Consider the following 26,906-nt stretch of genomic DNA (forward strand, 5'->3'; position numbering starts at 1 on the left):
CGCGCTCAGAACGCGTTCAGCGGAATCTTCAGATAGCGCACGCCGTTCGCCTCCGGCTCCGGCAGCGCGCCCGCGCGGATATTGATCTGGATAGCCGGCAGAATCAGCGTCGGCATGCCGAGCGTGCGGTCGCGCGCGGTGCGCAGCGCGACGAACGCCTCTTCGCTCACGCCGTCGTGCAAATGGATATTGTCGCGGCGCTGTTCGGCCACGGTGGTCTGCCAGCGCGGTTCGCGCGAGGGTGGCGGGTAGTCGTGGCACATGCACAGCCGCGTTTCCGGCGGCAGCGCCAGCAACCCGCGCGCGGACTCGTATAGCGTACCCGCGTCGCCGCCCGGAAAATCGCAGCGCGCCGAGCCGAGGTCCGGCATGAACAGCGTATCGCCGACGAACACCGCATCGCCGATCCGGTACGCCATGTCGGCGGGCGTATGGCCCGGCACATGCAGCGCCTCGCCGCCCAATCCGCCGATGCTGAAGGTCTCGCCCGGGGCGAACAGATGATCGAACTGGCGGCCGTCAGTGCGCATCTCGTCGGCCAGATTGAAGACACGTTTGAACGCGCCCTGCACGATGCGGATATCCGCGCCGATGGCGATCCTGCCGCCCAGCGCGCCCTTCAGATACGGCGCCGCCGAAACATGATCGGCATGCGCGTGCGTCTCCAGCAACCATTCGACCTGCAAGCCATGGGCTTTGACAAAGTCCACGACGCGTTCCGCCGACGCCGTCGACGTATGCCCGGACTTCGGGTCGTAGTCGAGTACCGGGTCGATCACCGCGCAGGCCGAGCCTTCGGCGGCGAACACCACATACGTGAACGTGCCGGTCGTGGTGTCGTAGAGGGCTTCGATCAACGGGCTCATGCTCTGCTCCATGCTACTCATCCTGCTCCAAGGTTCACGCCAGTTGCGGCTTGAACGGATATTGCTCGATCGTGCCGCCGCGCGCCACCACCGCCGTGCTTTCGGGAATTTCCTCCCACCAGCCCGGCAGATCGGCGAGCGGCTCGGACAGCACCAGAAACGCGTCGTCGCCGGCCGCCGTGATGCGCGAGTCGTCCGGATACAACTCGTGCAGATGATGAAACGACGTGCTGTGAAACAGCGAGCGCGACGCCCCTTCGCTCGAATAGCGTACCGCGACGATCTGCTCGCCGTCGGTCGCGCACACCGTCATGTTCAGCGGTTCGTCGACGCCATGCGCGCGGCCGGTGGTTTCGACGAAACCCACCATACGTTCGAGCGCGGTAACCGGCGCGAGTTCAAGGCCGAACGTCAGCGCCAGAAAGAACAACACCTCGGAATCGGTCGAGCCTTCAATCGAAGGAAACAGCTCGGGGTCGATCGCCAGCATCAGATCGCGCCGCACCACCGGATAGTTGCGCACCAGGCCATTGTGCGCGAACAGCCAGCGGCCATAGCGGAACGGATGACAGTTGGTTTCCTGCGAAGGCGTGTCGGTCGCCGCGCGGATATGCGCGACGAACAGCGGCGCGCGAATCGCCCGCGCGGCTTCGCGCAGATTGCGGTCGCTCCACGCCGGCTGGATGCAGCGGTAACGGAACGGAATATCGGTCGGGTGGCCGTACCAGCCGATACCGAAGCCGTCGCCGTTCGTGGTGGTATGGCCGAGCCGCGAATGCAGGCTCTGATCGATCAGCGAGTGTTTCGCGTTGAACAGCACCGTTTCGAGCTGAAGCGGGTTACCTGTATAAGCGAGCCAGCGGCACATTGGGTTCTCTCCGGTGCGATGCAACCTGGCGGCGGTTGCGCTCTGCTGCGACACAACGCTCCGGCGCGGCAGGCTGCCGCCCGGCCCGACACTACTTGATCACCGGCTGCAACGTCGCGATCGGAATCAGGAATTCGGAGAAGCCGGTCAGCATGATCTGCACGCCAATACACAACAGCAGAAACGACGAGACGCGCATGGCGACCTTGGTGCCTTCCACGCCGAGGTAACGGGCGAAAATCACCGCACGGCTGTATACCAGATAGACGCTGAGCGCCACCAGCAGCGAGATAACCACCGACGCAACGCTCGACAGCACGAACTCGGACAGCTTGTGCGTGCGGTTCGCGGTCAGCGCGATGGCGGTGGCGATCGAGCCCGGCCCGGTGGTCAGCGGAATGGTGAATGGGAAGAACGCCTTCGACATGGCGTTGTCCGCGTCGACGCGTTTCACCGCCGGTTGCTCGGCCGGCTGGGTATCGGGCGCGTTGAGCATCTGCCAGCCGCCGACCGCGACCGCGAGGCCGCCGCCGATGCGCAGCGCCTGCATCGAAATGCCGAAGAAATGCAGGATCGGGGTGCCGATAAAGAACGCCACCAGCAGCACGCAGACCACGTTGATGGCGATCTTGCGGGCGAGCGCGGTGCGCTCCTCGGTGGTCAACGACGCAGTCCGGTCAAGGAAGACAAAGGCAATGCCGATCGGGTTGATGATGCTGATCAGCCCGGTGAAGCCAAACAGAATGTCCGAGATCAGACTTTCGACCATATGCGTTTTCCGTGATGAACGACTGCTCGCGTCGCGTGACCGGGATGATATCGCGCCGCGCCAGCCGGCACGGTGAAAAGTGCGCAACCGGCACCCTTGCCATAGCCTCGTCACCGCGGACGCCGCGCATTGCAGCGCAGCAAGCCGCGCGGAAAACACGCAAAAAAGATGCACGCGCAACTTTCGGAAAGCCTACACTTTTTTGACTTACTTTACGTACCCAAAGCATCAGGCATAAAGTCCCCAGCGAAGCCGCACTTTCAACGAGACGTACTTACCGGTTCGAGGAGTTGCCCCCATGTTGCTTCGTGTACTCGCCGCGCTGCCGTTCGTCGGCATACTGCTCGGTGTTCCGTTTGTGAATCGCGTCGAGCCGCTGATGCTCGGCATGCCGTTCGTGCTGGCCTGGATCGTCATGTGGGTCGTGCTCAGCGCGATCATCATGGCGGTCGTCTACCGTCTGGACCCGTCCAACCGTCAACTCGCCGCCGTCGAAGGCGAGGAGGTCCGCCCATGAGCGCCCTGCTGATCATTGCTGCCATTACGCTGTTCGCGCTGTACCTCGGCATACGCGCGCGGCGCGGCCACGACATGAGCCTCGAACAATGGACCGTGGGCGGCCGCAGCTTCGGCACCGCGTTCGTGTTCCTGCTGATGGCGGGCGAGATCTACACCACCTTCACCTTCCTCGGCGGCAGCGGTTTCGCCTATGGCAAGGGCGCGCCGGTCTACTACATTCTCGCGTACGGCACGCTCGCGTACATCATCTCGTACTGGATGCTGCCGCCCATCTGGCGTTATGCGCGAGACCACCGGCTCGTGTCGCAACCGCACTTCTTCGCGCGCAAATACGACAGCCCCGCGCTCGGCACGCTGGTCGCGCTGGTGGGTGTCGCCGCGCTGATTCCGTACCTCGTGCTGCAACTCAAGGGGCTCGGCATTATCGTCGCGACCGCGTCGTACGGCGCGATTTCGTCGACCACGGCGATCTGGCTTGGCGCCGGCGTCGTGACCGCTTACGTGATCGTCTCCGGCGTGCGCGGCTCGGCGTGGAATTCGGTGGTGAAGGACACGCTGATCCTCGCGATCGTGCTGTTCCTCGGCATTTATCTGCCGATTCACTACTACGGCGGCTTCAGCGACATGTTCCGCGCGATCGACGCCGCCCGCCCCGGCTTCCTGACCTTCCCGGCCAAGGGCTCGAGCGTGACCTGGTTCCAGTCGACGGTGCTGCTGACCGCGCTGGGTTTCTTCATGTGGCCGCACTCGTTCGGTTCGATCTTCACCGCGCGCGACGAACGCATCTTCCGCCGCAATGCGATGGTGCTGCCGCTGTACCAGCTGATCCTGCTGTTCGTGTTCTTCGTCGGCTTTGCCGCGACGCTGAAGGTGCCGGGCCTCAAGGGCGGCGACATCGACCTGTCGCTGTTCCGCCTGTCGCTGCAGACCTTCGACCCATGGTTCGTCGGCGTGATCGGCGGGGCCGGCATTCTGACCGCGCTGGTGCCGGGCTCCATGATCCTGACCTCGGCCTCCACGCTGCTCGCCAACGACGTCTACCGTGGCATGGTGAACCGCAACGCGTCGGACGCCACGGTGACCAATCTGGCGCGGCTTCTGGTGCCGGTGGTAGCGCTGGTGGCGGTCGGCTTCACGCTGCACGGCGGCGAAACGATCGTGGCCCTGCTGCTGATGGGTTACAGCTTCGTGACGCAGTTGTTCCCGGCGGTGATCTGCAGCCTGCGGCCGCATAACCGTGCCACCAAACAAGGCGCGTTCTGCGGGATTCTCGCCGGCGTGGCGGTGGTCACCATCACGACCACGATGCACCTGAGCGTCGGCCAGTTGATGCCGTTCCTGCCGGACGCGCTGAAGGACGTCAACATCGGCTTCCTGGCGCTGGCGGTGAATATCATCGTGTTCGCGCTGGTCAGTGCGGTGACGCAGCCGCATCCGGTCGAACAGACGCACGCGCCGGTGCATTAAGCTTCGCTTCCAGCAGGACTTGAAAGGGCTGTCGCCATTGGCGACGGCCCTTTTCCGTTTACCGGTCGCGCGCCGAATGTCAAATCTACATAAGAATGAAAAAACCGCCCGCGTTCCAGCGCGAACTTCAGCGCGAACGTCACGGCGAAATACAGCGGCCCGCACTGCAACACAAACCCGCAGCCGCGGCGCAAATCTTCCGCCCGCTCCGGGCACACCCCTTGCTGAACAGACACATCGCCGAATCCGGCCGCACTGTGCAAGTGCAAAAATTTGCGTCCCTGGGGGCCACCTTGTCGCTCAACGTTCTTCTTGTCGCTTCCGAAGCCCTGCCGCTCGCCAAGTCCGGCGGCCTCGGCGACATGGTCAGTGCCTACGCCGCCGCGCTGCGCGATGCCGGCGTGGATGTCTCGATTCTGATGCCCGCTTATCCCGAGGCGCTCGAACGCGCCCTCGACGTCGCGCCCGTCGCGCGCATGACCGGCCTGCCCGGCGGCGACGCCCGGCTGCTGCGCGCGCGTATGCCCGACACCGGCGTCACCGTGCTGCTGCTGCAAATGGATCACCTGTTCGCCCGCGAAGGGCTGTACCGCGATCCGCAAGGGCGCGACTACCTCGACAACCTGACGCGCTTCGCGTCGCTCGCCGCGGCGGCCACGCGTATCGCGCGCGGCGTGCGTAATCTGAAGCGCCCCGACATCGTGCACGCGCACGATTGGCATGCAGGCCTCACGCCGCTTTATATGCGGCTCGCGGGCGTCGCCGCGAAAAGCGTCTTCACGATTCACAACCTCGCGTTCCAGGGCAACCATCCGCTCGCGATGGGCGGCTGGATCGGCGTGCCGTCCGACTTGCTGACGCCCGCGCTGTCCGACGAACGCAGCATCGAGTTCTACGGCTCGCTGAGCATGATGAAAGCGGGCATCGTCCACGCCGACCGGGTCAACACCGTCAGCCGACGCTATGCGCGCGAGATTCTGACGTCCCGCTTCGGGCACGGCATGGAAGGCGTGTTGCAGGCGCAGGCGGGCAAGCTGTCCGGCATCGTCAACGGGATCGATACCGTTGCGTGGAATCCGGCGACCGATTCGCAGATTGCGCGCCCCTATTCCGTCGACGACACCGCCGGCAAGCAGGCCTGCAAGCGCGAGCTGCAACAGGCGTTCGGACTGACGCGTGACCCGTTCGCGCCGCTGGTCGCGATCGGCAGCCGGCTGACGGAACAGAAGCTTGCCGACGTCGTGGTGCACGCGCTGCCCACGCTGCTCGAACGGCATCCGCGTTTGCAATTCGCGATTCTCGGTCAGGGCGAGCCCGCGCTCGAACTGGCGCTGCAGCAACTGGCGGCAGCGTGGCCTGGGCGCGTGGGCGTGCAGATCGGTTATGACGAACGACGCGCGCATATGCTGCACGCAGGCGCGGACATGCTGCTGCATGGCAGCCGCTTCGAACCCTGCGGACTCACCCAGCTTTACGCGATGCGTTACGGCACGATTCCGGTGGCGTCGCGCGTGGGTGGGCTGGCGGATACGATCGTCGACTATGTGCCGCTCGAGGCGCCCGATCCGCGTGAGCCGCGTGACGTGCGGCTCATGCACGGTGAAGACAGCGCGACCGGCTTTCTGTTCGACGGCGAGCAGGTCGACGATGTCGTGCATGCGCTCGGACGGGCCTTGACCGCGTTCATGCAACCGGCGTCGTGGCACGCGTTGCAGCGCAATGCGATGAGCCGCGATTCGGGTTGGGAAGCGTCGACCGAGAACTATCTCGCGTTGTATGCGGAGATGGTCGATGCACGCCCGGCGCTGCGCGAGACGCGCGTTCGCAAGACACCGGTTCGGGCTCGCGCGGCGGGCTCCTCGGGTGCGACGCGCCAGGCTGCGCGTGCGGACGAGGGATTCAACGCGGGCGTCGGAGAGATGGCGCGCAGTGCATAACCCGCGCTTCGAATAACCCCACGCGGCAACGGTTGAACGACCCGACGCCGCGTCCCGCACGTTAAGCTCGCTGGCATACTCGTCTTTCCCGGAGTTGCCGATGCCGTCACCCGTTCTCCGCGTCGCCCGTCCCACCAACCAGCTCAATCAGGTCGCCGATTTCTACACGCGTGGACTCGGCTTCGAGGTGCTGGCGCGTTTCGCCGATCACGAGGGTTTCGACGGCGTCGTCGTCGGACGGCGCGACTGTCCGTGGCACATCGAATTCACGCATCAGCACGGCGTCAGCGTCGAACGCGCGCCGACTCACGAACATCTTCTCGTGCTCTATCTGCCCGCCCTCGACGAGTGGACCGCCGCGGTCGAGCGGCTTCAGGCATTCGGCGCGATGCCGTGCCAGGCCGAAAATCCCTACTGGGATCGCCAAGGCAAAACCTTCGAAGATCCTGACGGTTATCGAATCGTCCTGCAGCATGCCGCCTGGGGCTGAGTTCGATAATTCATCACGCATAGCATGCGCAAAAGCGATGTTCCACACCGGGCACACTCGCGCGATGTTGAACGCTTCCTGACAATCCCGGCGAACTGAATGCTGCTTGACAGCTCGCGAGCACGCAAGGCAAGCTTCGGCATCCAGAACAATTCCCGCTTCCATTCCCTTCCATTCCGGCTAGCTGCATTTCGCGTGTTGTGCCTGTCGTACCCGTTACCTCCCGTGTTCCGATTCCGTTGACGCTGTCCATGCCTGCTTCGAGAGGGTCGCCATGTCAAGAAGTCGAATCATCGCCGCCGTGCTGCTCGCTATCGCACTGACCGCCTGCCAGACGTCGCCGAGCGGCGACATGGCCCAGTCCCGCGCCGCGCCCGTGACCGCCAGCACCGCCGAGATCCGCTCGATCGCCAAAGACGCGTATCTCTACGGCACGCCCCTGGTTGCTGTGTACAGCACGATGTATGCGTTTTCAGTAGACAGCACCAATCCGCAATACAAAGGTCCCTTCAATTCCATCCTGAACGTCGCACGCGTTTTCACACCCGACGACACCGCTTTCGTCACGCCCAACTCCGACACGCCCTATACGTTCGCCGGTCTCGATCTGCGTGCGGAACCGGTGGTTATCACGGTCCCGCCGATGGACCGGAAACGCTACTTCGTGTTCCAGTTGCTGGACCTGTACACCTTCAACTTCGCCTATATCGGCAGCCGCACCACCGGCAACCACGGCGGCACATTCCTGATAGCGGGTCCGCGCTGGAACGGTCAGACGCCGAACGGCATCACCCAGGTGATCCGCTCCGAGACCGATCTGGTGAACGTCGTGGGACGCACGCAACTGTTCAATCCCGGCGACCTCGACAACGTCAAGCAGATTCAGGCGGGCTACAAGCTGCAGACGCTCTCGGCGTTCACCGGCACCGCGCCACCGCCCGCCGCGCCGGCCGTGCAATGGATCAAGCCGATCTCGCCGGCCGCCGCGCGCACCTCGCTCGAGTTCTTCAACCAGCTCGCGTTCGTGTTGCAGTTCGCCCCCGTCAATCCGGACGAAGCCGGACTGCGCAGCCGCTTCGCACAGATCGGCGTGGTGCCGGGGCAGCGCTTCGACGTGAACACGCTGTCGGCGGAGCAGAAGGCGGCGTTTAGCGCCGGCATGCAGGACGGCCAGAAGGCGATCGACGACCGGCGCGCGTCGCTCGGCGGCAAAACGGACACCTTATTCGGCACGCGCGAGTATCTGAAGAACGACTATGTGACGCGCGCCACCGGCACGCAGGTCGGCATCGGCGCGAATTCGCGGGAAGAAGCGCTGTATCCGGTGCTCGACAAGGACGCGAGCGGCCAGCCGCTGGACGGCAGTCAGCATCGTTACGTGCTGCGCTTTCCCAAAGGGCAATTGCCGCCGGTGAACGCGTTCTGGTCGGTGACCATGTACGGATTGCCGGACCAGTTGCTGGTGAAAAATCCGCTCGACCGCTATCTGATCAACTCACCGATGCTGCCGCAACTCAAAAAGGATCGGGACGGCGCGGTGACGATTTATATCCAGTCCGAAGCGCCCGCCAACGCCCGCAAGGCGAACTGGCTGCCGGCGCCGGATGGGCCGTTCATGATCACCCTGCGCTATTACTGGCCGAAGCAGGCGCTGCTCGATGGCAAGTGGAAGACGCCCGTGGTCAAACGCGTGAACTAGCGGGTTAAGTGCGCGCGGCGTCGACCCGCGTCATCCCGTCGGCGCTCCATTCTTCCGAGCCCACGCCGTGGTGTACGAAGAACAGGCCGTCGGGATCGTACTGGCGCTTCACCGCCGCGAGCCGCGCGTGATGGTTTCCCCAGTAGGCCCGCTGCCAGTCGCTTTCGAAGAAGTCGCTCTCGGACAGATACGTACCCGGGTCGGGCACGATGGTGCGCAGGATCTGCGTGGCCTGGGCGATGCTCGTTGCGCTGCGCCGCCCGTTGCGCGTATCCGGCTCATGTCCCGCGATGCCCGGAAACGCCGGCGCGCCCAGGTCCGCGAGGATCGCGAGCGCGAAGGCATCGAGTACCGCGGGATTGGTCGCGGTTTGCCAGGTCGCGTTCAACGCGTCGGCCGGAGCGCCCGCCAGTCCCTTGTTGAAGTGCAACGTGACGGACCAGCGCCGGCTGCTCTGCACCAGCGTGTCGGCGAGGTCGCCGCGCCGTGCGGGCGCCAGCAGCGCGGCCGGCAGCCAGGTCGAGGTGTAGCCGTACAGGTACTGGCCGGCTTCGATCAGGTTGTCCGTCCAGAAGACGTTGCCTGGGTCGGCGCCCGGGCGGTCGTCGACCGTTAGCGCGTCAGGGACGTGTTGCGCGAGGAAGGTCGGGTCCCAGAAGTGCCGCGCCGAGGCGGTCAGCACCTGGGGCGGTGTGGTCGTGCAGGCATGCTCGCCGTTCGCGACCCAATCGAAGAACGGCTGCCAGACGCGCATAGCGGTGTCGCGATCAAGCCCCTGGAACACCATCGAAATGCGCAGCGTATTGTCGCTGCGGAACGCCACCGTCTCGCCCCAATGCGGATTGATCAGACTGGCCGCGCTGAACGCGATGAACTCGCCCACCAGCGCGCGGAATGCCGTCTCCGACGACGCCTTCACCGTCGCGTTCACGACACCCACCAGATCGGGCAGTTCGTGCGTGCGCAACGTCAACTGCGTCACGACGCCGAAGCTTCCGCCACCGCCGCCTTTCAATGCCCAGAACAGATCCGGGTGCGTGCAGGCATTCACCGTGCGCACCACGCCGTCGGCCGTCACGATTTCGGCTTGCAGCAAACCGGCGGCCGCCGAGCCGAACCGCTTCGAAAAGCTGCCGAAGCCGCCGCTCTGCACCAGCCCGGCGACGCCGACCGTCAGGCAGCCGCCGCCTTGCACATAGCGCCCGCTTTGTGCGCTGACAGCGGCATAGACATGCCCCCACAGCGCGCCGGCGCCGATCGTAACCGCAGTCTCCGGTTTGACACGCCCTGCGCAACCGTCCGGGACGAAAGCGTCGTGCGAGGTGATGCCGCGCATGGCGTGCGTCCAGACCATCAGCGAATCGGCCGCGTTCGAGGTGCCCTGATAACTATGGCCGCCGCCTTTGACCACCAGCCGCAGGCGATGCCTACGCGCGAAGTCGACGGCGCTCGCAATGTCTTGCGCTTCGCCCGCTGCGACGACGTACGCGCTCGGCGCGGAGGTCCACGCGTCGAGCCAACCGCAGGTCTGCGTTAGCGCCGGGGTATCGCCGATATAGAAGGGGTTTTTAAGTCGCTTGAATTCGTCCGCGCACGCCTGGCTCGCGGGCGATTCGGCGCATACCGCGAGCGGGGAGCGAACCACGCTCAAGCGCCCGTTCACGGCCGCATTCAGTTGTTGCCAGGCGTCCGTGGAAGGCCACGCTGGATCGCCGGGTCGCACGCGACGCAGTGTCGGACCGGCTGCTTCGCTCGCCTCACTTGCCTCGATCGTCGTGTCGGCCTGCGCATTGGCCGGCCCCTGTGCGAGCGGTTGCGGTTGCGGTTGCGGTTGCGCCAACGCTCGCCAGTTCGCACCGAACCATGGCGCGGCGAGTGCGCCTTTGAGCAGAGTCCGCCGGTCGAATGCGCACATACGCTTGCCTGTCTCCCGAATGGCCGCGCTGCGCAACGCCCCGTGGCGCGGCATCAGGTGAATGCTTTACGCTGCGGTGTGATCGAACCGCATGCCCGTTCCGGCCGATAAAACGGTCGAAGGATAGTAGCCGCGAACCCCCGCATCCGCTACTACGAGAACGCGCGTTACCGCGCCGCCGATGCGATAAATGGCGCTAGACTACCGCCGGATCGAACCACCAAAATCGCACAATTATCCGGAGCGCATCGATGCCTTACGTTCTCTACTATTCGCCCGGCGCGGCCAGCATGGCGGTGCATTGGATGCTGATCGAACTGGGCGTCGCATTCGAAGCCCGCCTCGTCGATATCGATATCGGCAAGCAGCGCGAACCGGACTATCTGCGGCTCAATCCCTCGGGTCGGGTGCCGACGCTGGTGGTCGACGGCGTGCCGCGTCACGAATCGGCTGCACTGCTGATGCTGCTCGCCGAACGCCATCCCGAAGCCGGCTTCGCGCCCGCGCCCGGTTCCGCCGACCGCGCCGAGTGGTTCGAAACGATGATCTTTCTCGCCAACACGGTGCTGCCCGCCATGCGCGACTGGTTTTACGCGGAGGTCGACGGCGACGCGGCCGGCGCCGACGCAGTGCGCGCGCTCGCGGAGCGACGACTCGTTGAAGCGTGGGACCGGCTCGACGCGCAACTCGCCGACAAGCCGGGTTACCTGATCGGCGGCAAGCTCAGCACGGTGGATTTGATGGCGCTCATGCTGATGCGCTGGACCCGCAATCAGCCGCGACCGGCGACCGGTTGGCCGCATCTCGCCGGCTATATCCACCAACTGCGCGCGCTACCGTCGTTTATCGAATTGAATACGCGCGAAGGGTTGACCGAGTGGCTTAACCCGAACGATTGACCGGCACGGCGGGCCAGGCTTCAGCCCTGCCGCCTGCCGATCACCACGACGCCGCGCGACAACCCGCTCACGTTATCGACCGCGAGCGCCGCCGCGTACAACTGCGCCACCGGCACCCACACCGCCGGGTACTTGTAGCGCGCTACATCGAGCAGCAAGGCGCTGTCGCTCGCCGCGTCGTACGCAGCAAGCGGCGACCAGTGTCCGCCACCGGTTTCGCCGATCTCGACACGCCGGAAATTCAACAGCGCGAAACGATCGCCGTGGCGCGTGGTCTCGCGAATCAGATCGCGAAACTGCGCCAGCGTGAGGTCCGCCGCGTGGTAAGGCTGCACCGCGACCGGAAATGCCTGCAAGGCTGCGCCGAGCTGGTCGAGCGTCATGCCCTCGTGAGAAACGCGCGCCGCGTTGGCCACTTGCGGATCGACGCCGCGAAAGAAATCTTCCTGCGAGAAATACGGAAAGTCCGGATAGAGCGTCGAGGCGGGCCGGCGAATACCCAATGCGTTGAGCGCCATTACCGACGTCGCGACCGAGCAATACGCTTCGTTGCGCTGGGTTTCGAAATACTGCGAGAGCGGCCAGTACGACTGATTGGCCGCGGCGCCGATCAGGCGCTTCTGGCCGGCCGGCTGCGCCAGGGCGACGAGGTTGGGTGGCACGGGCAGCGGGCCATCGGCGGACTTCGCATTGATGGGCGGCGTTTGAGCTGAGGGCTGCGCAACGGGCTTCTGCGTGGCGGTTTGAATGGCGACCGGATTCGCGGTCTGACTCGCGGTCTCACTTGCCGTCTGACTGGTCGCTACCGGCGCCGGTGCGCAGGCTGCGAGTGCCGCCGTCATCAGCAGCGCGGCAATCCACGCGGGCCGACCGGCGCGCCCAACGGTACGCTTCAAGGAGTATCTGGACATGGATCCTTCCGCTGCGGATGAACTCGGAACGACTGCGCCGCCGATGCATCTCGACAGGCACGGCCAGGCTCCGGTTTTGTAACACGAAACGAAACTGCGCGTGAATCGCGGTACAGCCTTGGCGTCGCGCCTTACGCAAGCATCAACGGCGCGCTGCCCGGCCGTATCCAGTTCAACGGCCAAGTGCGGTAAGATCCGTCGCCATCGAAATCAATCCAACGGAATCAACAGCTTGAGCATGACTATCCCGTCACCTTGCGTCGACGTCTGCAGACTCGACGGCGCAACCGGCTTCTGCATCGGATGCCTGCGCACACGCGACGAAATTCGCGGGTGGAAAACCATGACCGACGACCTGCGCGTGCAGGTGATCGCTCAGAAAACCCACCGGGAAGTGACAGCGAAAGCGCAGATTCACGGACCTCGTGCGGCGATGCAAACGTCCTGAACGTGCTGATCGGCAGCGCTTATTCAGGCGGCACCGCGAACGCGAAACTGTTTTTGCCGCTGCGCTTGACGTGGTACATCGCTTCGTCGGCGGCGGCAACCAGCCGCTGATAATCGTCGACGAGATCGGGAAAGCTCGCAATGCCGACGCTGGCGCTGACCGAGCCGATGCCCATCTGCGTATCGGTCTCGACCACGCAGGCAATCAGCCGCTGGGCGATCTCGCCTAGTTCAGCGGCCTTCGAAAACTCCCGCACCAGCACCGCGAACTCGTCGCCGCCGATCCGCGCGACGACGTCGCCTTTACGCACCGAGACGCGAAAGCGCCGCGACACCGCGATCAGGAATTCATCGCCGACGCGATGGCCGAGCGAGTCGTTGATCTGCTTGAAACCGTCGAGGTCCAGATACAGCACCGCGATCTTGTACGGCGGCGGCGTTGCAAGGTCGCTGCGGCGGGCGATCGCATGCCAGTTTTCCGCGGCGTCTTCGAGCGTGGCGAACAGCTTGCGGCGGTTCGGCAGCCCGGTCATCGGATCGTGCAAGGCCGCCTGCTCGAACTCCTGCGATTGCCCCACCAGTTGACGGTTGCGTTTGGCGTACAAACCCAGCGCCGCGAGCAGCAGGCAAAACAGCAACGCGGCCAGCGCGATCAGCAGATTCGCGACATGCGCGATCCGCAGCCGCACGTCGGCGCTGTCGACATCGTGTTGAGCACGCCAGTAGGCGGACACCGTGGCGAGCCATGTGTCGATGCCGTTCAGCGGCGCGTCGGGCGCGAGCGCCGCGGGTGGTATGCGTGGCGCGGGAATCGGGCTGGCATTGACGAGCGCCGCGAGCGAATCGAGGCGCTGCGATAGCTCGACGCGCGCGATCTTGACGCCCTGGGCCGTGCGCTGGCTATTGCCGGGCGCCTGCTGCCACACGCCGACGACCGCACGCGCGCCTTCCGCGCGATGCACCGCGTCGAGCACGAGTCCGGCGTAGTCCTGTTTCAACTGGTCTGAGAAGATCGTTCTGATCTGCAGCGCGAGATACAGCAGGCCGATCAGCAGACATAGCAGCGATACGGCGGCCAGCATGGCCGGCGCCGGCCCGAAGCGGGTCGCGAAAGCGCGTTCCGTGCGGCCGCGCCAGGAGCGATGCCGCTCACGGATGGGAGTAGATGTCTTGTTGACTTGCGTTGCCATGCTGCCGATAGCTCACACGATGGAAGAACTGCCCCATGCGGGCGAACAGGCTTTTGTGTCGGTTGTTCGCGGCGTGGCGCTCGGAAGGGGAAGCGGCGCGCGCGTCGGTGGACCGTGGGTCTTTGGCGGGCCTGGCGGCGGTGAATTGTTGAATTGGCGAATCGGTTGCGGCCGTTGACCGGCGGTTCGCTGACGATGACGATGCGATCGGCGTGGCGTCTGTTGCATCAGTGGCGCGAGCGAGTTCCGGGTCCGGCGTGGACGGTCGTGCTACCTGACCGGACCACGACGCCAGGCGGCCACCCTGCTCGGCCTGTTGTTCCGCCTGTGCTTCGCTGGAGGTTCCGGCCGCCGTGGTGGGCGTAACCGTCATCGGCGTCTGCGTCTGCGCTGAGCCAGTTTCAGGGGCTGCGTTGGCCGCATTTGCCGTAGCTGCATTTGCCGTAGCTGCATTGGCCGTAGCTGCGTTTGCCGTAGCTGCGTTTGCTGTGGCTCCGTTTGCTGTGGCTCCGTTTGCCGTAGCCGCGTTTGTCGTAGGCATACCTGCCCGCCCCGCCGCACCGCCCGCGCCCACCGTCGCACCCGCACCAAGCGCCTGCCGCGCGCCCGCAATCGCCTCTGCATAAGCCTGCTGATCGTGATTGAACCAGACGCCGTACGCAACCGTCCCCATCACGCCAAGCGCCAACGCGCCGGCGATGGCGACGCCCATCGCCAGTCGGCCGAAGCGCGGCGGCGCGACGGCGGGCGCAGGCCAGCCGTACGTGTCGCCGGCGGGCGCGAGGCCGTCGATTGAAGAAACTGAGGGATTGGGCAAGTCGGTATCGTGGTACATCGCAATACGCTCCGGAATCCTTATGTCTGACGTGTATACAGACTGGGGTTTCGCGCGACCTTGCCGAGCCGACGCCTGGTCGTTCGAAGAATTTACCCCGCTTAACGGATAGCGACAACACGGCAATGCTGCGCTTTAAACGCCATCGTTGCGAGAGCTATTCGCGTCGGGCATTCAGGTAAAACCTGCCAGGCTACCCGTTGCCGGACGCGCCGCCGGGAAGCCTCCCGGCGCGCTATCGCCCACCGGAACAAGGCCCGGCGTGGCGAACGGCTCTCAACCGCGTTCGATGGGATTGATAGACGCAACAACCAGGCCTGCACCAGACTGGCGCTGTGCCGAACCATGAATTTTCGCGGGCGCCGCTTGAAACGCAGGGGCGAAAAACAACGGACGAAAGACCGCCCGCGAACGCATGTTGACCCGACCCACACGGCGCCGTTACTCGACGGTAATCGTCTCCTTCATGGTCGGATGAATGCCGCAGAAAACCTTGTACACGCCCGGCTTATCGAATTTGAACTGGTACGTGTCGTTCTGATCGAGCGCGGCGGAACGGAACAGACCCGCGTCGTTCACCACCGTGTGCGGCTCGCCGTCGAGGTTTTTCCATGTCACCGTTGAACCGGCTTTAACGGTCATCGCCATCGGCGTGAACATGAAATTCTTGATGACGACAGCGCCTGGTGTCTGCGCGCACGCAACAGACGAACCGGCCGCCGCCGCAAACAGGCTCGCGCCCAGAAACAGCACACATGACACGCGACGAAGAGTAGGGATTTGCATAGTCGATCTCCTGAATCTGAAAAGTGCGCTGGATCAGACCAGCGTCTTATCGTCGAGCGTTGCCTTGAGCGGATGGTGCGCGATCTTGATGCGGGTCACGCCGAGCATTCGGGGCAGTTGGTCGCTCGCCACCGTCAGCGGGCCGGGACCAGGGCCGTTGCCCGCGGTCGGCTGCGGATAAGCCGTGGAGCGCGCGGTGTGGAACGTGATGTTGCCTTCCACCTTCGAGACGATCTGATGAATGTGCCCGTTGAGCACCGTCACCGAGCCGAAGCGCTTCAGGTAGCTCATCGCCTGGCCCGCGTCGCCGGTGCCCCAGCCCCACGGTTCATAAATTGTCCACATCGGCATGTGCGCGAACACCACGATCGGTGTGCTGGACGAGCGTCCTTTCAGATCGTTTTCGAGCCACGCGAGCTGGTCGTCGCCGAGACCGCCCAGACCGTTCGGCTTGAAATGCATCACGTTGACGAGCGCGACGAAATGCACGCCCTGATGATCGAAGCTGTAATAGCCCTTGTTGTCCGAGGCCTGACCGAAACGGCTGAAGTATTCGGTGCCGGTGCCGTCGGTCACGTCGTGCTCGCCGGGCACCGTGTGCAGCTCGGTGATGTTCAGGCCGGACATGAGTTGCGCCGCGAGATCGAATTCCGCGGGCTTCGACAGGTGCGTGATATCGCCGGTATGAATCGTCAGCGCAGGCTTCACCGGCATCGCGTTGACGAAGTCGATGGTCTGCTTCAGCGTGCCCGCCACGTCCGGATTGGCCTCCTTGTTAAAGCCGATATGCGAGTCGCTGATCTGCAGGAAGAGCGGCACGCCGGACGTTTTCGCGTCGGCGGCGAGCGCCAGTTCCATGGGCGTGAGAATCCCGCCTGCCAGCACGAACACGGTGCCCACGCTGCCGAATGCCAGGCATTTGAGCGCGTTGCGACGTGACGCGTCGAACGGTTGATGTGACGACATGGTGACCACCTCAGGGTAAAGACTCGCGAACGGACCACCGGATCATCCGGCGGGTGTCGCGACTCGGTTCGTCACGCATGACTGGCGGGGTGTCGGTTTTATTCCAACTTATTGACTGCGCGCCGCCCCGGCGAGGTCGACCAATTGTCTTTACCTCGCTATTCCCATGCCTTTTGAGCATGCCTACCAGCTTATAAAGTCTTTTTCCTCCGGCTGCCGAACCACTAAATTGCATTCAAGCCAACGATTTGACGCCACTCGCAACGTACCGAACGCGACGGCGAACAAGTCGGCCCCATACCGCAAACACATACCCGTCAGGAGTTGAACATGAACCAGCCCGTCATTCTGATCACCGGCGCACTCACCGGCATCGGCCGCGCCACCGCCGTCGCTTTCGCGCAAAGCGGCGCCCGCCTCGTCGTCTCCGGTCGCCGCGCGGCCGAGGGCCGCGCACTCGAACAGGAACTGCGCGATCTCGGCGCGGATGCCCACTTCATCCAGGCCGACGTGCGCCGCGATGAAGAAGTGGCGAGCCTCGTCGACCAGACTGTCGCCCGCTTCGGCCGCCTCGACGCCGCCGTCAACAACGCCGGCACAGAAGGCCAACCCGGCGCGATCACGAACCAGACCGCCGAGAGCTACACCGCCACGTTCGATACCAACGTGCTCGGCACGCTGCTCAGCATGAAGCACGAACTGCGCGTGATGTCGGCGCAAAAGAGCGGCAGCGTGGTGAACGTGTCGTCGACCTACGGTCATGAAGGCGCCGCCTTCGCGTCGGTCTACGCGGGCAGCAAGCATGCGGTGGAAGGCATGACCAAATCCGCCGCGCTCGAAGTCGCGTCGCTCGGCGTGCGTGTGAATGCGGTTGCGCCGGGACCGACCGACACCGGCATGCTCGACCGTTTCACCGGCACGCCGGAAAACAAGGCGGCGCTCGCGGCGAAGGTGCCGCTCGGCCGGATCGGCAAGCCGGATGACGTGGCGCGCGCAATCGTCTTTCTCGCCTCGGAAGCCGCGTCGTTCGTGACGGGGCAGATCGTCAGCGTCGATGGCGGCAAGACCGCAGGCTGAATCCATTCCATAACGTGGACTAAAAAAATGAACGCTTCTTCCGAACTGAAACTGCTGTCGCCGGCCAACGTCGGGCCGATGTCGTTGTCCCATCGCGTGGTCCTCGCCCCGATGACGCGCCTGCGCGCCGATCCGGACGACAGCCCCAGCGCGATGATGGTCGAGTACTACCGGCAGCGCGCGTCCGCAGGCGGCCTGATGATCACCGAAAGCGCGCATCCGTCGCACGACAGCCGCGGCTATCTCGGCGCGCCCGGCATCTACACCGACGAGCACGTCAACGCATGGCGCAAGATCACCGACGCGGTCCACGCACGCGGCGCGCGCATCGTCATGCAGATCGCGCACGACGGCCGGCAATCGCACGTCGACCTGAGCTGGGGCAATGCGCCGGTGGCGCCGTCGGTGGTGCCTTATGACACGACCGTGTTCACGCAGAACGGCTGGGTGCCGAACTCGCCGCACCGTGCGCTCGAACTCGACGAAATTCCCGCGCTGATCCGCTCGTTCCGCGACGCGGCGGCGCGTGCGAAAGATGCCGGTTTCGATGGTGTCGAATTGCACAACGCCAACGGATACCTCGCCGATACATTCCTGCAGGACGGCACCAACAGACGCACCGATGCCTACGGCGGCACGCTCGAGAAGCGCGCGCGCTTTTCGCTCGAAGCCGTCGAGGCATTCGCTTCGGTGTGGGGCGCGGATCGCGTCGGCGTGCGGGTCTCGCCGAGCGGCCAGTGGGGCGCCATTTCGGACAGCGATCCGGAAGCGACGTTCGGTTACTTCGCGCAACGGCTAAACGAGTACGGTCTCGCGTATCTGCACGTGATCGAACCGCGCGTGATGGGCACGGAAACGCTGGTCGAGGGGCAAACGCCGGTTGCGTCCGCGTTCCTGCGCCGGTTTTTCAGCGGACCGATCATCGCCGCGGGTGGTTTCGATCGCGACGGCGCCGAGCAGATTCTGCAACGCGGTGACGCCGACCTGGTGGCATTCGGCCGGTGGTTTTCGTCGAACCCGGATTTGCCCGAGCGTTTCCGGCTCGGACAGCCACTGACTCAGTACAACCGCGAAGCGTTCTGGGGTGGCGACGAACGCGGCTATCTCGACTTTTCCACTTACGCGGAAGGCGTCGCGGCTTAACGCGCGCGTTCGGCATCTTCAACATCGTTCAAAGGAAGCCTGTCATGACAACCGAAACATTGACGCTGTACCACGGCGTTTCGTCGCCGAATTCACGCCGTGTCCGCGTCTTTCTCGCTGAGAAAGGCCTCACGGTCCCGCTCGTCGCGGTCGACCTCGGCAAAGGCGAACAACACGGCGACGCCTATCGCGCGATCAACCCACGGCGGGTCGTCCCGACGCTGGTGCTCGCGGACGGCACGTCGATCGGCGAGGTGCCGGTGATTCAGCGCTACATCGAAGACATCTATCCGGACGTGCCGCTTCTCGGCACCACCGCGAAAGACAAAGCGTTGATCGCGATGTGGGACCGGCGCGTGGAACAGGAGGGTTTCGCGTCGGTGATGGAAGCGATCCGCAATCTAGCGGCGGGTTTGAAGGGCCGCGCGATTGCCGGGCCGCACGATTACGCGCAGATTCCCGAGCTTGTAGAACGCAGCCGGCAGCGCACCGTCAATTTTCTGGCGGATCTCGACGAGCGCCTGCAAGACACGGCTTTTGTAGCGGGCGATCGTTTCTCGGTGGCCGACATTACCGCGCTGGTCACGATCGATTTCGCGGCCAAGGCGATCGATCTGCCCGTGCCGACGGCGTTGCAGTCGGTGAAGCGCTGGTATGACGGTGTATCGGCGCGAGCCAGTGCTGCAGCGTGATGGATCGGCGCGCGTGAAGCGTCGCCTCGTTCGAGGCGACGTCGACAATAAAGCTGAAACAGTTGCCCGCATCGCTGTGTTGTTACATCGGCGTATTGCGATGCGGGCCACCCTGCTACTCACTCCAACCGCTTATTGCCCCTGCTGCGCCTGCGGCTTCAGCCGGAACTTGCCCTGATAGCGGATCGTCGGACGTTGCGACTGCGTGGTCGGCGCCGTCATCAGCATCTGACGCGCGAGCGGTGCGGCCGTCGGACTGAGCGAACCGATACTCGTGGCCCGCGACGGATCGGCCAGGCCGTTCTTCACCAGCAACTTCGCCTCCAGTTGCAGGCTCGTCAGCAGCACAGGATCCTTCAGCGCATTACCCTGCGCGAGCAACTGACTCCACGCGGTGTTGCTGTAGTTGGTCACGTAGTAGTCGAGACCGCTCGGATCGGCGAGCACCGCGGAACAGCCGTTCAACCGCAGTTGGGTTTGCGTGTCCTTCAGCGCAATCGTCTTGCGCGACGTGAGTCCGTCGCCATAAGCGAGCGTCAACGGAATCGTCCACTGCGTGCCCGGATACTGGTTCTGGTTCGGGAACGGCGACTGTTTCAACGTCACGACGGTCTGGTTGGTCGTCAGATCGCACTGCGTATCCAGCGAGATCAACGGCACCCCCGTTTGCCGCACGAAGCTGTCGCCGATCGCGCCCATCGGCTGCCCGCTCGCCTTGCTCAGTTCGTCCCACAGGCGCTTCGGCGTACCGTTGCCGAGCGAGTAATCGGCCAGATACGACTGCAGGCCTTTACGCAGCAAGTCTTCGCCGAGATAGTTCTCCAGCATCTTCAGCACGTGGCCGCCCTTGTTGTACGTGAAGGCGCTCGCGCTCAGCACGAAGTCGTTCGACGCCCAGCCATTGAAGTTCGGCTGCACCGGGAAAGCGGTCGACTTCAGGTCGGCGTTGATCACCGCGTACTTTTCCTTCACGTTGTCGACCCAGTTGAAGCGGTCCGGGAAGAAGCGCACCTTGGTCTTGTTCTCGAAGAACGTCGCGAACGATTCGTTGAGCCACACGTCGTCCCACCAGTCGAGCGTGACGAGATCGCCGAACCACTGGTGCGCGGCTTCATGCGTGAGGACCGTCACGCCGTAGTCGGACATCGGCGTGCCGGGCGGCGGCAGAATGTCGTCGGCGAATTCCAGAATCGCCCCCCAGTTCTCCATGCCGCCGAAGTTCAGGTCCTTCTGGTCCTTGAACGCGTCGTTCGCGGCGATCGTGTCGAACTTGGTGAGCGGCAACGGAATCCCGGTGTAGCGATAGTAGTAATCGAGCGCCTGCTTGGTCTGCTGCATCGCCGGTTTGGCCCAGTCACGCATGCCGGGCGGCGTGAAGATACGCAGATGCAGACCCTTGCCGTCGGGCAGCGGGCTCGTGAAGTCGTCTTCGAGAATATCGAACTGACCGCCGCCGAAGAACAGCAGATACGACGGCATGGGCGGCGTCTTCTCGAACGACACCAGCTTGTAGCCGCTATCCACGTTCACCGCCGGTTTTTCGGCCGCGTTCGAGACGACGTTCCAGTTCTGCGGGACTTCGGCGCTCACCTCATAGGTCGGCCGGAAAGCCGGTTCGTCCCAGCCGGGGAACCATTGCCGCGACAGATTCGTCTCGCCCTGCGTGAGAATCGCGCCGCTGGTGCTGCCGTCGGTCGACTTCAGATCGACGCGGAACACGCCTTCGGCCGCGGAGCAGCCCGGATACGGATCGTCGCCGCAACTGCCGCCGGTCTTCGCGACGGGATCGTCGTAGGTCTTGAAGTTGATGATGCCGCTCCACTCCATATGCAGCGAGTAGTTGCCGGCGGCGATCTGGCCGCTGACCGGGCGGAGCTGGTAGAAATCGCCGTCGTCCTGCGGGGTGGCGATCAGCGAGATGTTGCCCGGCTGCAGCGTGATCGTGCCGTTGGTGAACTTGATCCGGTGGCCGGCAATCGTGATCGCATTGACCGCTTTCTGCACCTTGATCTGCACGTCCGCGCGGCCGTCGAACGACGAGAGCGCCGGGTTCGGCCGGAACCACAGCTTGTAGTTGATCGGCGTGACGGTGTCCGGCAACTCGACCGGCGGCACGCTCCTGTTGATCGATGTATCGGCAACGACCGGTGCGGCCGGCGGCGTCAGCGCGGCTTCGGACGCGGCGACGGGAGGCTGCGCGGCCTTGCTGCTCGGCGAAGGCGAGCCGTCGCTACCGCCGCATCCCGCCAGAACCACGATTCCGGCAAGTGCGAGGCACTGTATCTGCAATCGGAAATTTATACGCATTTTTAATCCTCGACTGACAATATCGGCATAAAGAATGTGCGATGAGTACTTGAGCTGTGTTTCTCTGTTTTTTTCAGCAAAAAAGGTCTCCCGCACTAGCACCGAATTGCTAGCGAGAATATAGGGACGTGTTACACCCTCAGCACTAACGGCTGATTTTCAAATGACGACTTCAATTCATTACAATGCTTTCCGAATGACGGCTTGAGCCGTTTTCTTCGGCTTTCACGCAATCGCCCACCTGACCGGCACAGCGGCGCCTCACCTGCGTCTCCGGGCAGGTGCATCAAAGCAGGATCAGTTTTGACGACAGTGCGTAGCCTAGTTTGGCAGACGTTCTCATGTCAACTTTCTTTCAAAATATTTCACGCACACGTTTCGGTGTATGCCTATCGAATGGATTAGGTAATCGCGAGAGTTAATCTTCTAAATCGCGGCATTCACGCCGACACTACGGGGAAACTTAATTTCCCATGAGTCTGGAATGTGTTATTAGCGTCGCCGACATCAATCGCGCTCAATGCGAGTTCAATTTGAACCGGCAATTGAGTTCGCCGCCATGCGGCATGGTGATGCGGCTGTCGGTGGAATGTTTTGCCGGAACGAGCGAGCCCTGCGGCTAGATCAGATCGCGTCGCTTGAACTCGTCGCGCAGTTCGGCGGCGCCGACGAAAAGATAGCCCTGCAAACCGGCGTCGATCGCACCGTTGACATTGGCCTGGGTGTCGTCGACGAACAGCGTTTCCGCAGCCGGCACGCCGAGTTGTTCGACGCAGCGCCAATACGTCTGCGCTGCGGGTTTCGCTGCACCGAACGACGCCGAAGCGTAAACGTCAGGACCAAACAGCCGCGCCACCGGCGAGTTCAGATAACCGATGTTCTCGGCCAGCATCCGGCAATTATTCGTCAGCACCGCAATGCGCCGATGTTGCGCGACGCTCGCGGCCAGCGCAATGACTTCGAGGTTCGGCGTGATCGACGCATGGCGCGCCGTCAGCCAGTCGTCGCGGCTAACCGGATAAGCCAGCAGCGCGCTCAACTCGCTCAGGTAGTCGTCGTCATCAATCTGGCCCGCGTCGACGCGGCCTTCGAGACCCGACGTCCAGATCGCGTCACGCACCGTGTCCGGCGTGCAACCTGAAATTGCCGCGAGACGCTCGACTCGCGCGGCGCGATCGTAATGCGAGAGCACCCCCTCCATGTCGAACAGAACCAGCGCGATCGGTACGTTCATGCTGACGGCCTCGCTTCGAAAGCTTTCAGAAATGAAGGCAGCCCATAATGCGGTGACGCCGCACGTCTGCCCGTTTTCGATTGTGCCCCGCCGATTGTCGGCAGGCCGCTTTTCGGCACGAGTTTTTCGGCACCCTTGCGGCAAAAAACAAAAAATCGCCCCGACCTGCCATTTGCCGCGCGCCGGATGCCTCATTCCGCCGTGCGGTCGACCCGTCAGATCTTTTTTCGACCCGCTGTCAGAATCTTGCGCCCTTCCCGACCAAGCACGACACCGACTTTTGTAGAGGGAATCAGAGGGTGGACGATATCAACTTTGAATGCACGGCCTGCGGTAAGTGCTGCCACGATTTACGCCTGCCGCTAACGCTGGCCGAGGCGGCCGCGTGGCTCGCGCGAGGCGGCCAGATGGAGCTGCTGTGCGAGGCCATTCCATGGCCGGTCGAACCCGAAGCCGGCAACGAACAGGCCGCCTACAAGAAGGCGCGTTCGGCGCCGACCATGAGCGGCACGTTGCCGGTGCGCGTCTCGGTCCTGCTGGTCGCCGCGTTCGCCGGCCCCTGTCCGAATCTGGACGCCGACATGCGCTGCCGTATCTACGAACAGCGGCCGCTGGTGTGCCGGATCTATCCCGCCGAAATCAATCCTTTCGTGCCGCTTGCACCGGAAAACAAGGGCTGTCCGCCGGAAGCCTGGCAGCACACGCCGCTGCAACGGCATGGCGTGCTGGTCGATGAAACGACGCGAGAACTCGTTGGCGAGTCGCGCCGTATGAGTGAGCTCGAGGCCGCGTTGCGCGTGAAGTTGTGTCTCGCGCTGGGTATGAACGAAGCGGCGCTGGCCAACGAAGGTTTCGTGATCTATGCGCCGGACAGCGACGCGCTGCGCAACGCGCTCGAACAGATTCGCACGACGCCGGACGCTCTGGTTGAAGCCGAGCCGTGGACCTTCGTGTCGAATCGCGCGGTGACGGTGGAAACGCTGCTGTCGGTCGGCGCGACGGGTCGTCTCAGCGAACCCACGACAGACGCGCATTTCCGCTATCACGGTTATTTCCCGGCGGAACCGGCGTGATTGCGCCGCGCGCTGGCGTCGCGTGAAGCAGGTTCAGGTGAGAAAAGTGAGAGGTTGGACACGCCGCCTGCGCGTCTAACTCTTCACACCGCGCACCGCGTAAGCCGACCACGTGGCAAGCCGCCCGACACTCAGCATCCTGGCAATCCGCTTCACTGCGTGCCGTACACGCCCACGCAAATGCGCCACGCGCATATGTCGCCAGAAACGGTCCGGCGCGAATTCGCCGAAACGCGCTTCCTTTTCGAGCAGCGCCTTGCCGCCCGGCAAATGAACGAACGAGCAGCAGCGAAACCAGCGCACGTCGCGATAGTTGTTGCCCGGCCAATGACGCCCCACGGCCTGGTAGGCGCCGACCTCGATCAGCACCTGCCCTTCGTCGACCAGCGTATTGAGCGCGGCGGAGATGAACGCTTCGTCGCCATGATGTTTGAGGCGCCCGCTTTCGCTGAGATAACGCGCGTAATAGGCGCGCGCGCACGGCACCAGGCGACGCAGTGAAGCCGGCGTGGCGAGCAGGAATTCGCCGCCGTACCAGCGCGGATTTTTCAGGCGCCGATCCGCGACGATTTCCAGATCCTCGACAACGCTCTCGCTGCCATACGCCGGAAACACCTGATCCGAAATATCGAACACGCCAAGCCCCGCTTCCGCGCAACGTTCGACGAGATTCCGGTCGAGCGGCAGCAGCGCCACCATATCGGCATCGAGCAACAACATCATCGTGTCTTCGGACAAACTCGCGGCCACCTGGTCCATCAGGTCGAGCTTGAAATGCGCGGCGTAGAACGGCGTGTTCTTCGGCAGTTCGATCGTCGCGGCCAGCTTCGTCACCGCCGGCCGATGCTCCGCCGGCATGCTGGCAAGCCGCTGCTCGACGAGTGCCGGCGCGTTCGTCATGATGGTCAACGCCGGCATGCCGACACGCCGCAAGCTGTTGTTCAGGCAGATCGCCTGGCTGACATACGACAGCGGATCGCGGTTGGTCGAATTCGGACCGGGCTTCGCGTCACCATCCACATAAACGAGCGTGCAAGGAAAAAGATTCACGTTGCTCCTCACCATGCGTGAGAGACGGTTCGCTTTTTCCAGCGCTGCCGCAATTGTTCGGAAGTCGAATCGGTGTGAGACTGATCTGCGGCGATGGAGTCAGATGAACCGGGGCGCAGGCATCAGGTATGCCCAATCGTTTCACGTCCTTGCATTACCTTTCCGCCAAAAACCAGCGAGACATAACGCAGCGAGAATCGATCGTGTTTCGGCGTCGCGGCTCTGCGCAATAATTGCAGGTTGCTGATTGGGCGCGCATGAACAACTTACTGATCAATGCAATGACCAGCGCGACATGTGACGCGCGGCACGTTGCAGCGTCATGCTGTGGTGAGGCGTAGCCGACTCACCTGAAAGAAAGCATCAGGCGCGCGCTTCGCTTTCCACACCTTCGCGCATGCCGTGCGCGGCCAGCAAACGGTACAGCGTGGCGCGTGAAATGCTGAGTTCACGGGCGGCGTCGCCGGGGCGGCCGCGATGACGCAACAGCGCGAGTTCAATCGCCTGGCGTTCGGCGGTTTCGCGTGCCTGCGCGAGCGTCACCGGCAGCGTCGTGGCGTAGCTCGACAGTTCGAGATCTTCGGCGCTGATCGTGCGCCCTTCCGACATGACGATGGCACGACGCACCCGGTTGATCAGTTCGCGCACGTTGCCGGGCCAATCGTATTGATGCATGGCCGTGATCGCGTCCGGTGAGAAGCCATATAACCGGCGGCTTGCGTCCTTGCGATAGCGGTCGAGCGTGGACAGCGCGAGCAACTCGATGTCCTTGCCGCGCGTGCGCAACGGCGGCTCGTCGATCCGCAACACGCACAAACGGTGATACAGGTCGGCGCGAAACCGGCCGGCTTCGATCGCGGCTTCCATGTCCACGTGAGTCGCGCAGATAATGCGCACGTCGATATCGATGGAACCCTGCCCGCCCAAACGTTCAATGGTGCTTTCCTGCAGAAAACGCAGCAGGTTCGCCTGGCTCTCAAACGGCAGATCGCCGATTTCGTCGAGAAACAGCGTGCCGCCGTTGGCCGTTTCGACGCGCCCGACTTTGCGCTGATTCGCGCCCGTGAACGCGCCACGCTCGTAGCCGAACAACTCGGATTGCAGCAGATGCGGCGGAATCGCGCCGCAATTGATCGCGACGAACGGCGCCTTGCGGCGCGGCGAACGCGCGTGGATCGCGGCGGCGGTCAGTTCCTTACCGGTGCCGGACTCGCCGGCAATGAACACCGGCGCGTCGGTGGTGGCGACTTTGCGGATCGAGCGGAACAGCGCGAGCATGGCGTCGCAGGTGCCGATCATCTCGCCTTCGGCCTCCGCGGTGTCGATGAACGCCGGTTCGCCGAGCGAGATCATGCCGCAGGCGTGGCCCACGGTGTCGACGATTCTTTCGTTGGCGGCCGGCAGCGTGATGTAGTCGAAGCAGTAGTCCCGCACCAGCCGGCGTGAATTCGCGTCGTCGAGTTGCGTGGCCGCGGCCATCGCCACCCAGCCGATGGTCGGCAAGGCCAGACAGGCTTCGAGCATGGCCGCGTCGCGCGGCTCGTACACGCTCGAAAAATCGACAAGGCCACCGGCCAGCGAGCCGTCCTGCATGACTTGCCGCACTTCCTGAACCGAGCCGATGACTTCGACGTTCCATTCGCGCGCCTGGAAGCTCGCGAGCAGATCCGCCGAAGGATCCCGGGTGAAATAGATGACGCGCCGCGTAATGGCCTTCATTTTATGCATTGTGTTTTGATGGTCCCGCACTGTCTGCACTGGACTGT

The 26,906-nt window shown here is 63.8% G+C and carries 24 protein-coding genes; 11 read left to right on the forward strand and 13 right to left on the reverse strand.

Going from position 1 to position 26,906, the window contains the following annotated elements:
* Nucleotides 1-5: 5 nt before the first annotated feature.
* The 3 genes from FA94_RS28020 to FA94_RS28030 form a co-directional block, all read right to left on the reverse strand.
* Nucleotides 6-866, reverse strand: a complete 861-nt coding sequence (locus FA94_RS28020; protein WP_035557417.1) for an MBL fold metallo-hydrolase — start codon at nucleotides 864-866, stop codon at nucleotides 6-8.
* A gap of 34 nt (nucleotides 867-900) precedes the next feature.
* Nucleotides 901-1,734: a class II glutamine amidotransferase gene (locus FA94_RS28025; RefSeq protein WP_035557420.1), complete on the reverse strand. Its 834-nt coding sequence runs from the start codon at nucleotides 1,732-1,734 to the stop codon at nucleotides 901-903.
* A 91-nt stretch (nucleotides 1,735-1,825) separates the two neighbouring features.
* On the reverse strand, nucleotides 1,826-2,503 hold the full coding sequence (locus tag FA94_RS28030; RefSeq protein WP_035557423.1) for a MarC family protein: 678 nt from the start codon (nucleotides 2,501-2,503) through the stop codon (nucleotides 1,826-1,828).
* A gap of 298 nt (nucleotides 2,504-2,801) precedes the next feature.
* Here FA94_RS28030 and FA94_RS28035 point away from each other — a divergent pair, with 298 nt between their 5' ends.
* The 5 genes from FA94_RS28035 (at nucleotide 2,802) to FA94_RS28055 (ending at nucleotide 8,615) form a co-directional block, all read left to right on the forward strand.
* A complete protein-coding gene (locus tag FA94_RS28035) occupies nucleotides 2,802-3,020 on the forward strand; it encodes a DUF3311 domain-containing protein (RefSeq protein ID WP_035557426.1) in 219 nt (72 codons plus the stop codon).
* A complete protein-coding gene (locus FA94_RS28040; protein ID WP_035557429.1) occupies nucleotides 3,017-4,489 on the forward strand; it encodes a sodium:solute symporter family protein in 1,473 nt (490 codons plus the stop codon). The genes FA94_RS28035 and FA94_RS28040 overlap by 4 nt, the downstream gene beginning before the upstream one ends.
* 293 nt (nucleotides 4,490-4,782) lie before the next feature.
* Nucleotides 4,783-6,426 (forward strand): glycogen synthase GlgA, encoded by a 1,644-nt coding sequence (gene glgA / locus FA94_RS28045; RefSeq protein WP_035563246.1) that lies wholly within the window; start codon nucleotides 4,783-4,785, stop codon nucleotides 6,424-6,426.
* Between the two features lie 100 nt (nucleotides 6,427-6,526).
* Nucleotides 6,527-6,916 (forward strand): VOC family protein, encoded by a 390-nt coding sequence (locus FA94_RS28050; protein WP_035557431.1) that lies wholly within the window; start codon nucleotides 6,527-6,529, stop codon nucleotides 6,914-6,916.
* Between the two features lie 274 nt (nucleotides 6,917-7,190).
* Nucleotides 7,191-8,615, forward strand: coding sequence for a DUF1254 domain-containing protein (locus FA94_RS28055; protein ID WP_035557434.1), 1,425 nt, complete (start codon nucleotides 7,191-7,193; stop codon nucleotides 8,613-8,615).
* A 4-nt stretch (nucleotides 8,616-8,619) separates the two neighbouring features.
* On the opposite strand, the gene FA94_RS28060 is transcribed toward FA94_RS28055, so the two are convergent.
* Nucleotides 8,620-10,530, reverse strand: a complete 1,911-nt coding sequence (locus FA94_RS28060; protein WP_081936180.1) for an FAD-binding oxidoreductase — start codon at nucleotides 10,528-10,530, stop codon at nucleotides 8,620-8,622.
* A gap of 251 nt (nucleotides 10,531-10,781) precedes the next feature.
* On the opposite strand from FA94_RS28060, the gene FA94_RS28065 reads away from it, so the two are divergent.
* Nucleotides 10,782-11,429, forward strand: coding sequence for a glutathione S-transferase family protein (locus FA94_RS28065; protein WP_035557437.1), 648 nt, complete (start codon nucleotides 10,782-10,784; stop codon nucleotides 11,427-11,429).
* A gap of 20 nt (nucleotides 11,430-11,449) precedes the next feature.
* Here FA94_RS28065 and FA94_RS28070 read toward each other — a convergent pair whose 3' ends face one another.
* Nucleotides 11,450-12,340: a phytochelatin synthase family protein gene (locus tag FA94_RS28070; protein ID WP_035557439.1), complete on the reverse strand. Its 891-nt coding sequence runs from the start codon at nucleotides 12,338-12,340 to the stop codon at nucleotides 11,450-11,452.
* Between the two features lie 238 nt (nucleotides 12,341-12,578).
* Between FA94_RS28070 and FA94_RS38255 the strand changes: the two genes are divergently transcribed.
* Nucleotides 12,579-12,788, forward strand: a complete 210-nt coding sequence (locus FA94_RS38255) for a DUF1289 domain-containing protein (RefSeq protein ID WP_081936182.1) — start codon at nucleotides 12,579-12,581, stop codon at nucleotides 12,786-12,788.
* Nucleotides 12,789-12,807: 19 nt separating this feature from the next.
* On the opposite strand, the gene FA94_RS28075 is transcribed toward FA94_RS38255, so the two are convergent.
* The 4 genes from FA94_RS28075 to FA94_RS28090 all read right to left on the reverse strand — a co-directional run bounded on the left by FA94_RS28075 (nucleotide 12,808) and on the right by FA94_RS28090 (nucleotide 16,564).
* Nucleotides 12,808-13,869 carry a GGDEF domain-containing protein gene (locus FA94_RS28075; protein WP_231585043.1) on the reverse strand — a complete coding sequence of 354 codons (1,062 nt, stop codon included), beginning with the start codon at nucleotides 13,867-13,869 and terminating at the stop codon, nucleotides 12,808-12,810.
* A 67-nt stretch (nucleotides 13,870-13,936) separates the two neighbouring features.
* The gene (locus FA94_RS39595; RefSeq protein WP_231585044.1) at nucleotides 13,937-14,350 is read right to left on the reverse strand and encodes a hypothetical protein; all 414 of its coding nucleotides are present in this window, start codon (nucleotides 14,348-14,350) and stop codon (nucleotides 13,937-13,939) included.
* Nucleotides 14,351-15,253: 903 nt separating this feature from the next.
* Nucleotides 15,254-15,598, reverse strand: a complete 345-nt coding sequence (locus FA94_RS28085) for a cupredoxin domain-containing protein (RefSeq protein ID WP_035557448.1) — start codon at nucleotides 15,596-15,598, stop codon at nucleotides 15,254-15,256.
* Nucleotides 15,599-15,631: 33 nt separating this feature from the next.
* On the reverse strand, nucleotides 15,632-16,564 hold the full coding sequence (locus FA94_RS28090; protein ID WP_035557451.1) for a metallophosphoesterase family protein: 933 nt from the start codon (nucleotides 16,562-16,564) through the stop codon (nucleotides 15,632-15,634).
* Between the two features lie 330 nt (nucleotides 16,565-16,894).
* Between FA94_RS28090 and FA94_RS28095 the strand changes: the two genes are divergently transcribed.
* The 3 genes from FA94_RS28095 to FA94_RS28105 are packed head-to-tail and all read left to right on the forward strand — an operon-like array spanning nucleotide 16,895 to nucleotide 19,476.
* Complete coding sequence (locus FA94_RS28095) at nucleotides 16,895-17,641, forward strand: SDR family NAD(P)-dependent oxidoreductase (protein ID WP_035557455.1); 747 nt, start codon at nucleotides 16,895-16,897, stop codon at nucleotides 17,639-17,641.
* Nucleotides 17,642-17,668: 27 nt separating this feature from the next.
* On the forward strand, nucleotides 17,669-18,784 hold the full coding sequence (locus tag FA94_RS28100; RefSeq protein ID WP_035557458.1) for an alkene reductase: 1,116 nt from the start codon (nucleotides 17,669-17,671) through the stop codon (nucleotides 18,782-18,784).
* A 44-nt stretch (nucleotides 18,785-18,828) separates the two neighbouring features.
* On the forward strand, nucleotides 18,829-19,476 hold the full coding sequence (locus tag FA94_RS28105; protein ID WP_035557460.1) for a glutathione S-transferase family protein: 648 nt from the start codon (nucleotides 18,829-18,831) through the stop codon (nucleotides 19,474-19,476).
* Nucleotides 19,477-19,608: 132 nt separating this feature from the next.
* On the opposite strand, the gene FA94_RS28110 is transcribed toward FA94_RS28105, so the two are convergent.
* Nucleotides 19,609-21,783: a M1 family metallopeptidase gene (locus FA94_RS28110; RefSeq protein WP_035557463.1), complete on the reverse strand. Its 2,175-nt coding sequence runs from the start codon at nucleotides 21,781-21,783 to the stop codon at nucleotides 19,609-19,611.
* 619 nt (nucleotides 21,784-22,402) lie between these two features.
* The gene (locus tag FA94_RS28115; protein WP_035557465.1) at nucleotides 22,403-23,017 is read right to left on the reverse strand and encodes an HAD family hydrolase; all 615 of its coding nucleotides are present in this window, start codon (nucleotides 23,015-23,017) and stop codon (nucleotides 22,403-22,405) included.
* A gap of 299 nt (nucleotides 23,018-23,316) precedes the next feature.
* Here FA94_RS28115 and FA94_RS28120 point away from each other — a divergent pair, with 299 nt between their 5' ends.
* Nucleotides 23,317-24,090, forward strand: a complete 774-nt coding sequence (locus FA94_RS28120) for a YkgJ family cysteine cluster protein (RefSeq protein WP_035557468.1) — start codon at nucleotides 23,317-23,319, stop codon at nucleotides 24,088-24,090.
* 75 nt (nucleotides 24,091-24,165) lie between these two features.
* On the opposite strand, the gene FA94_RS28125 is transcribed toward FA94_RS28120, so the two are convergent.
* Together FA94_RS28125 and FA94_RS28130 are read right to left on the reverse strand one after the other, a co-directional pair.
* On the reverse strand, nucleotides 24,166-25,140 hold the full coding sequence (locus FA94_RS28125) for a hypothetical protein (RefSeq protein ID WP_035563250.1): 975 nt from the start codon (nucleotides 25,138-25,140) through the stop codon (nucleotides 24,166-24,168).
* A gap of 363 nt (nucleotides 25,141-25,503) precedes the next feature.
* Nucleotides 25,504-26,859: a sigma-54 dependent transcriptional regulator gene (locus FA94_RS28130; protein ID WP_035557471.1), complete on the reverse strand. Its 1,356-nt coding sequence runs from the start codon at nucleotides 26,857-26,859 to the stop codon at nucleotides 25,504-25,506.
* Nucleotides 26,860-26,906: the final 47 nt, after the last annotated feature.

It is taken from the genome of Burkholderia sp. 9120 (genome assembly GCF_000745015.1).
Lineage (GTDB): Bacteria > Pseudomonadota > Gammaproteobacteria > Burkholderiales > Burkholderiaceae > Paraburkholderia.

Excerpts from the sequence above, each read along its gene's own strand:
- FA94_RS28020 (WP_035557417.1), bottom strand. The coding sequence starts at position 866 with ATGAGCCCGTTGATCGAAGCCCTCTACGACACCACGACCGGCACGTTC.
- FA94_RS28025 (WP_035557420.1), bottom strand. The coding sequence starts at position 1,734 with ATGTGCCGCTGGCTCGCTTATACAGGTAACCCGCTTCAGCTCGAAACG.
- FA94_RS28030 (WP_035557423.1), bottom strand. The coding sequence starts at position 2,503 with ATGGTCGAAAGTCTGATCTCGGACATTCTGTTTGGCTTCACCGGGCTG.
- FA94_RS28035 (WP_035557426.1), top strand. The coding sequence starts at position 2,802 with ATGTTGCTTCGTGTACTCGCCGCGCTGCCGTTCGTCGGCATACTGCTC.
- FA94_RS28040 (WP_035557429.1), top strand. The coding sequence starts at position 3,017 with ATGAGCGCCCTGCTGATCATTGCTGCCATTACGCTGTTCGCGCTGTAC.
- FA94_RS28050 (WP_035557431.1), top strand. The coding sequence starts at position 6,527 with ATGCCGTCACCCGTTCTCCGCGTCGCCCGTCCCACCAACCAGCTCAAT.
- FA94_RS28055 (WP_035557434.1), top strand. The coding sequence starts at position 7,191 with ATGTCAAGAAGTCGAATCATCGCCGCCGTGCTGCTCGCTATCGCACTG.
- FA94_RS28060 (WP_081936180.1), bottom strand. The coding sequence starts at position 10,530 with ATGTGCGCATTCGACCGGCGGACTCTGCTCAAAGGCGCACTCGCCGCG.
- FA94_RS28065 (WP_035557437.1), top strand. The coding sequence starts at position 10,782 with ATGCCTTACGTTCTCTACTATTCGCCCGGCGCGGCCAGCATGGCGGTG.
- FA94_RS28070 (WP_035557439.1), bottom strand. The coding sequence starts at position 12,340 with ATGTCCAGATACTCCTTGAAGCGTACCGTTGGGCGCGCCGGTCGGCCC.
- FA94_RS38255 (WP_081936182.1), top strand. The coding sequence starts at position 12,579 with ATGACTATCCCGTCACCTTGCGTCGACGTCTGCAGACTCGACGGCGCA.
- FA94_RS28075 (WP_231585043.1), bottom strand. The coding sequence starts at position 13,869 with ATGCTGGCCGCCGTATCGCTGCTATGTCTGCTGATCGGCCTGCTGTAT.
- FA94_RS39595 (WP_231585044.1), bottom strand. The coding sequence starts at position 14,350 with ATGACGGTTACGCCCACCACGGCGGCCGGAACCTCCAGCGAAGCACAG.
- FA94_RS28085 (WP_035557448.1), bottom strand. The coding sequence starts at position 15,598 with ATGCAAATCCCTACTCTTCGTCGCGTGTCATGTGTGCTGTTTCTGGGC.
- FA94_RS28090 (WP_035557451.1), bottom strand. The coding sequence starts at position 16,564 with ATGTCGTCACATCAACCGTTCGACGCGTCACGTCGCAACGCGCTCAAA.
- FA94_RS28095 (WP_035557455.1), top strand. The coding sequence starts at position 16,895 with ATGAACCAGCCCGTCATTCTGATCACCGGCGCACTCACCGGCATCGGC.
- FA94_RS28100 (WP_035557458.1), top strand. The coding sequence starts at position 17,669 with ATGAACGCTTCTTCCGAACTGAAACTGCTGTCGCCGGCCAACGTCGGG.
- FA94_RS28105 (WP_035557460.1), top strand. The coding sequence starts at position 18,829 with ATGACAACCGAAACATTGACGCTGTACCACGGCGTTTCGTCGCCGAAT.
- FA94_RS28110 (WP_035557463.1), bottom strand. The coding sequence starts at position 21,783 with ATGCGTATAAATTTCCGATTGCAGATACAGTGCCTCGCACTTGCCGGA.
- FA94_RS28115 (WP_035557465.1), bottom strand. The coding sequence starts at position 23,017 with ATGAACGTACCGATCGCGCTGGTTCTGTTCGACATGGAGGGGGTGCTC.
- FA94_RS28130 (WP_035557471.1), bottom strand. The coding sequence starts at position 26,859 with ATGAAGGCCATTACGCGGCGCGTCATCTATTTCACCCGGGATCCTTCG.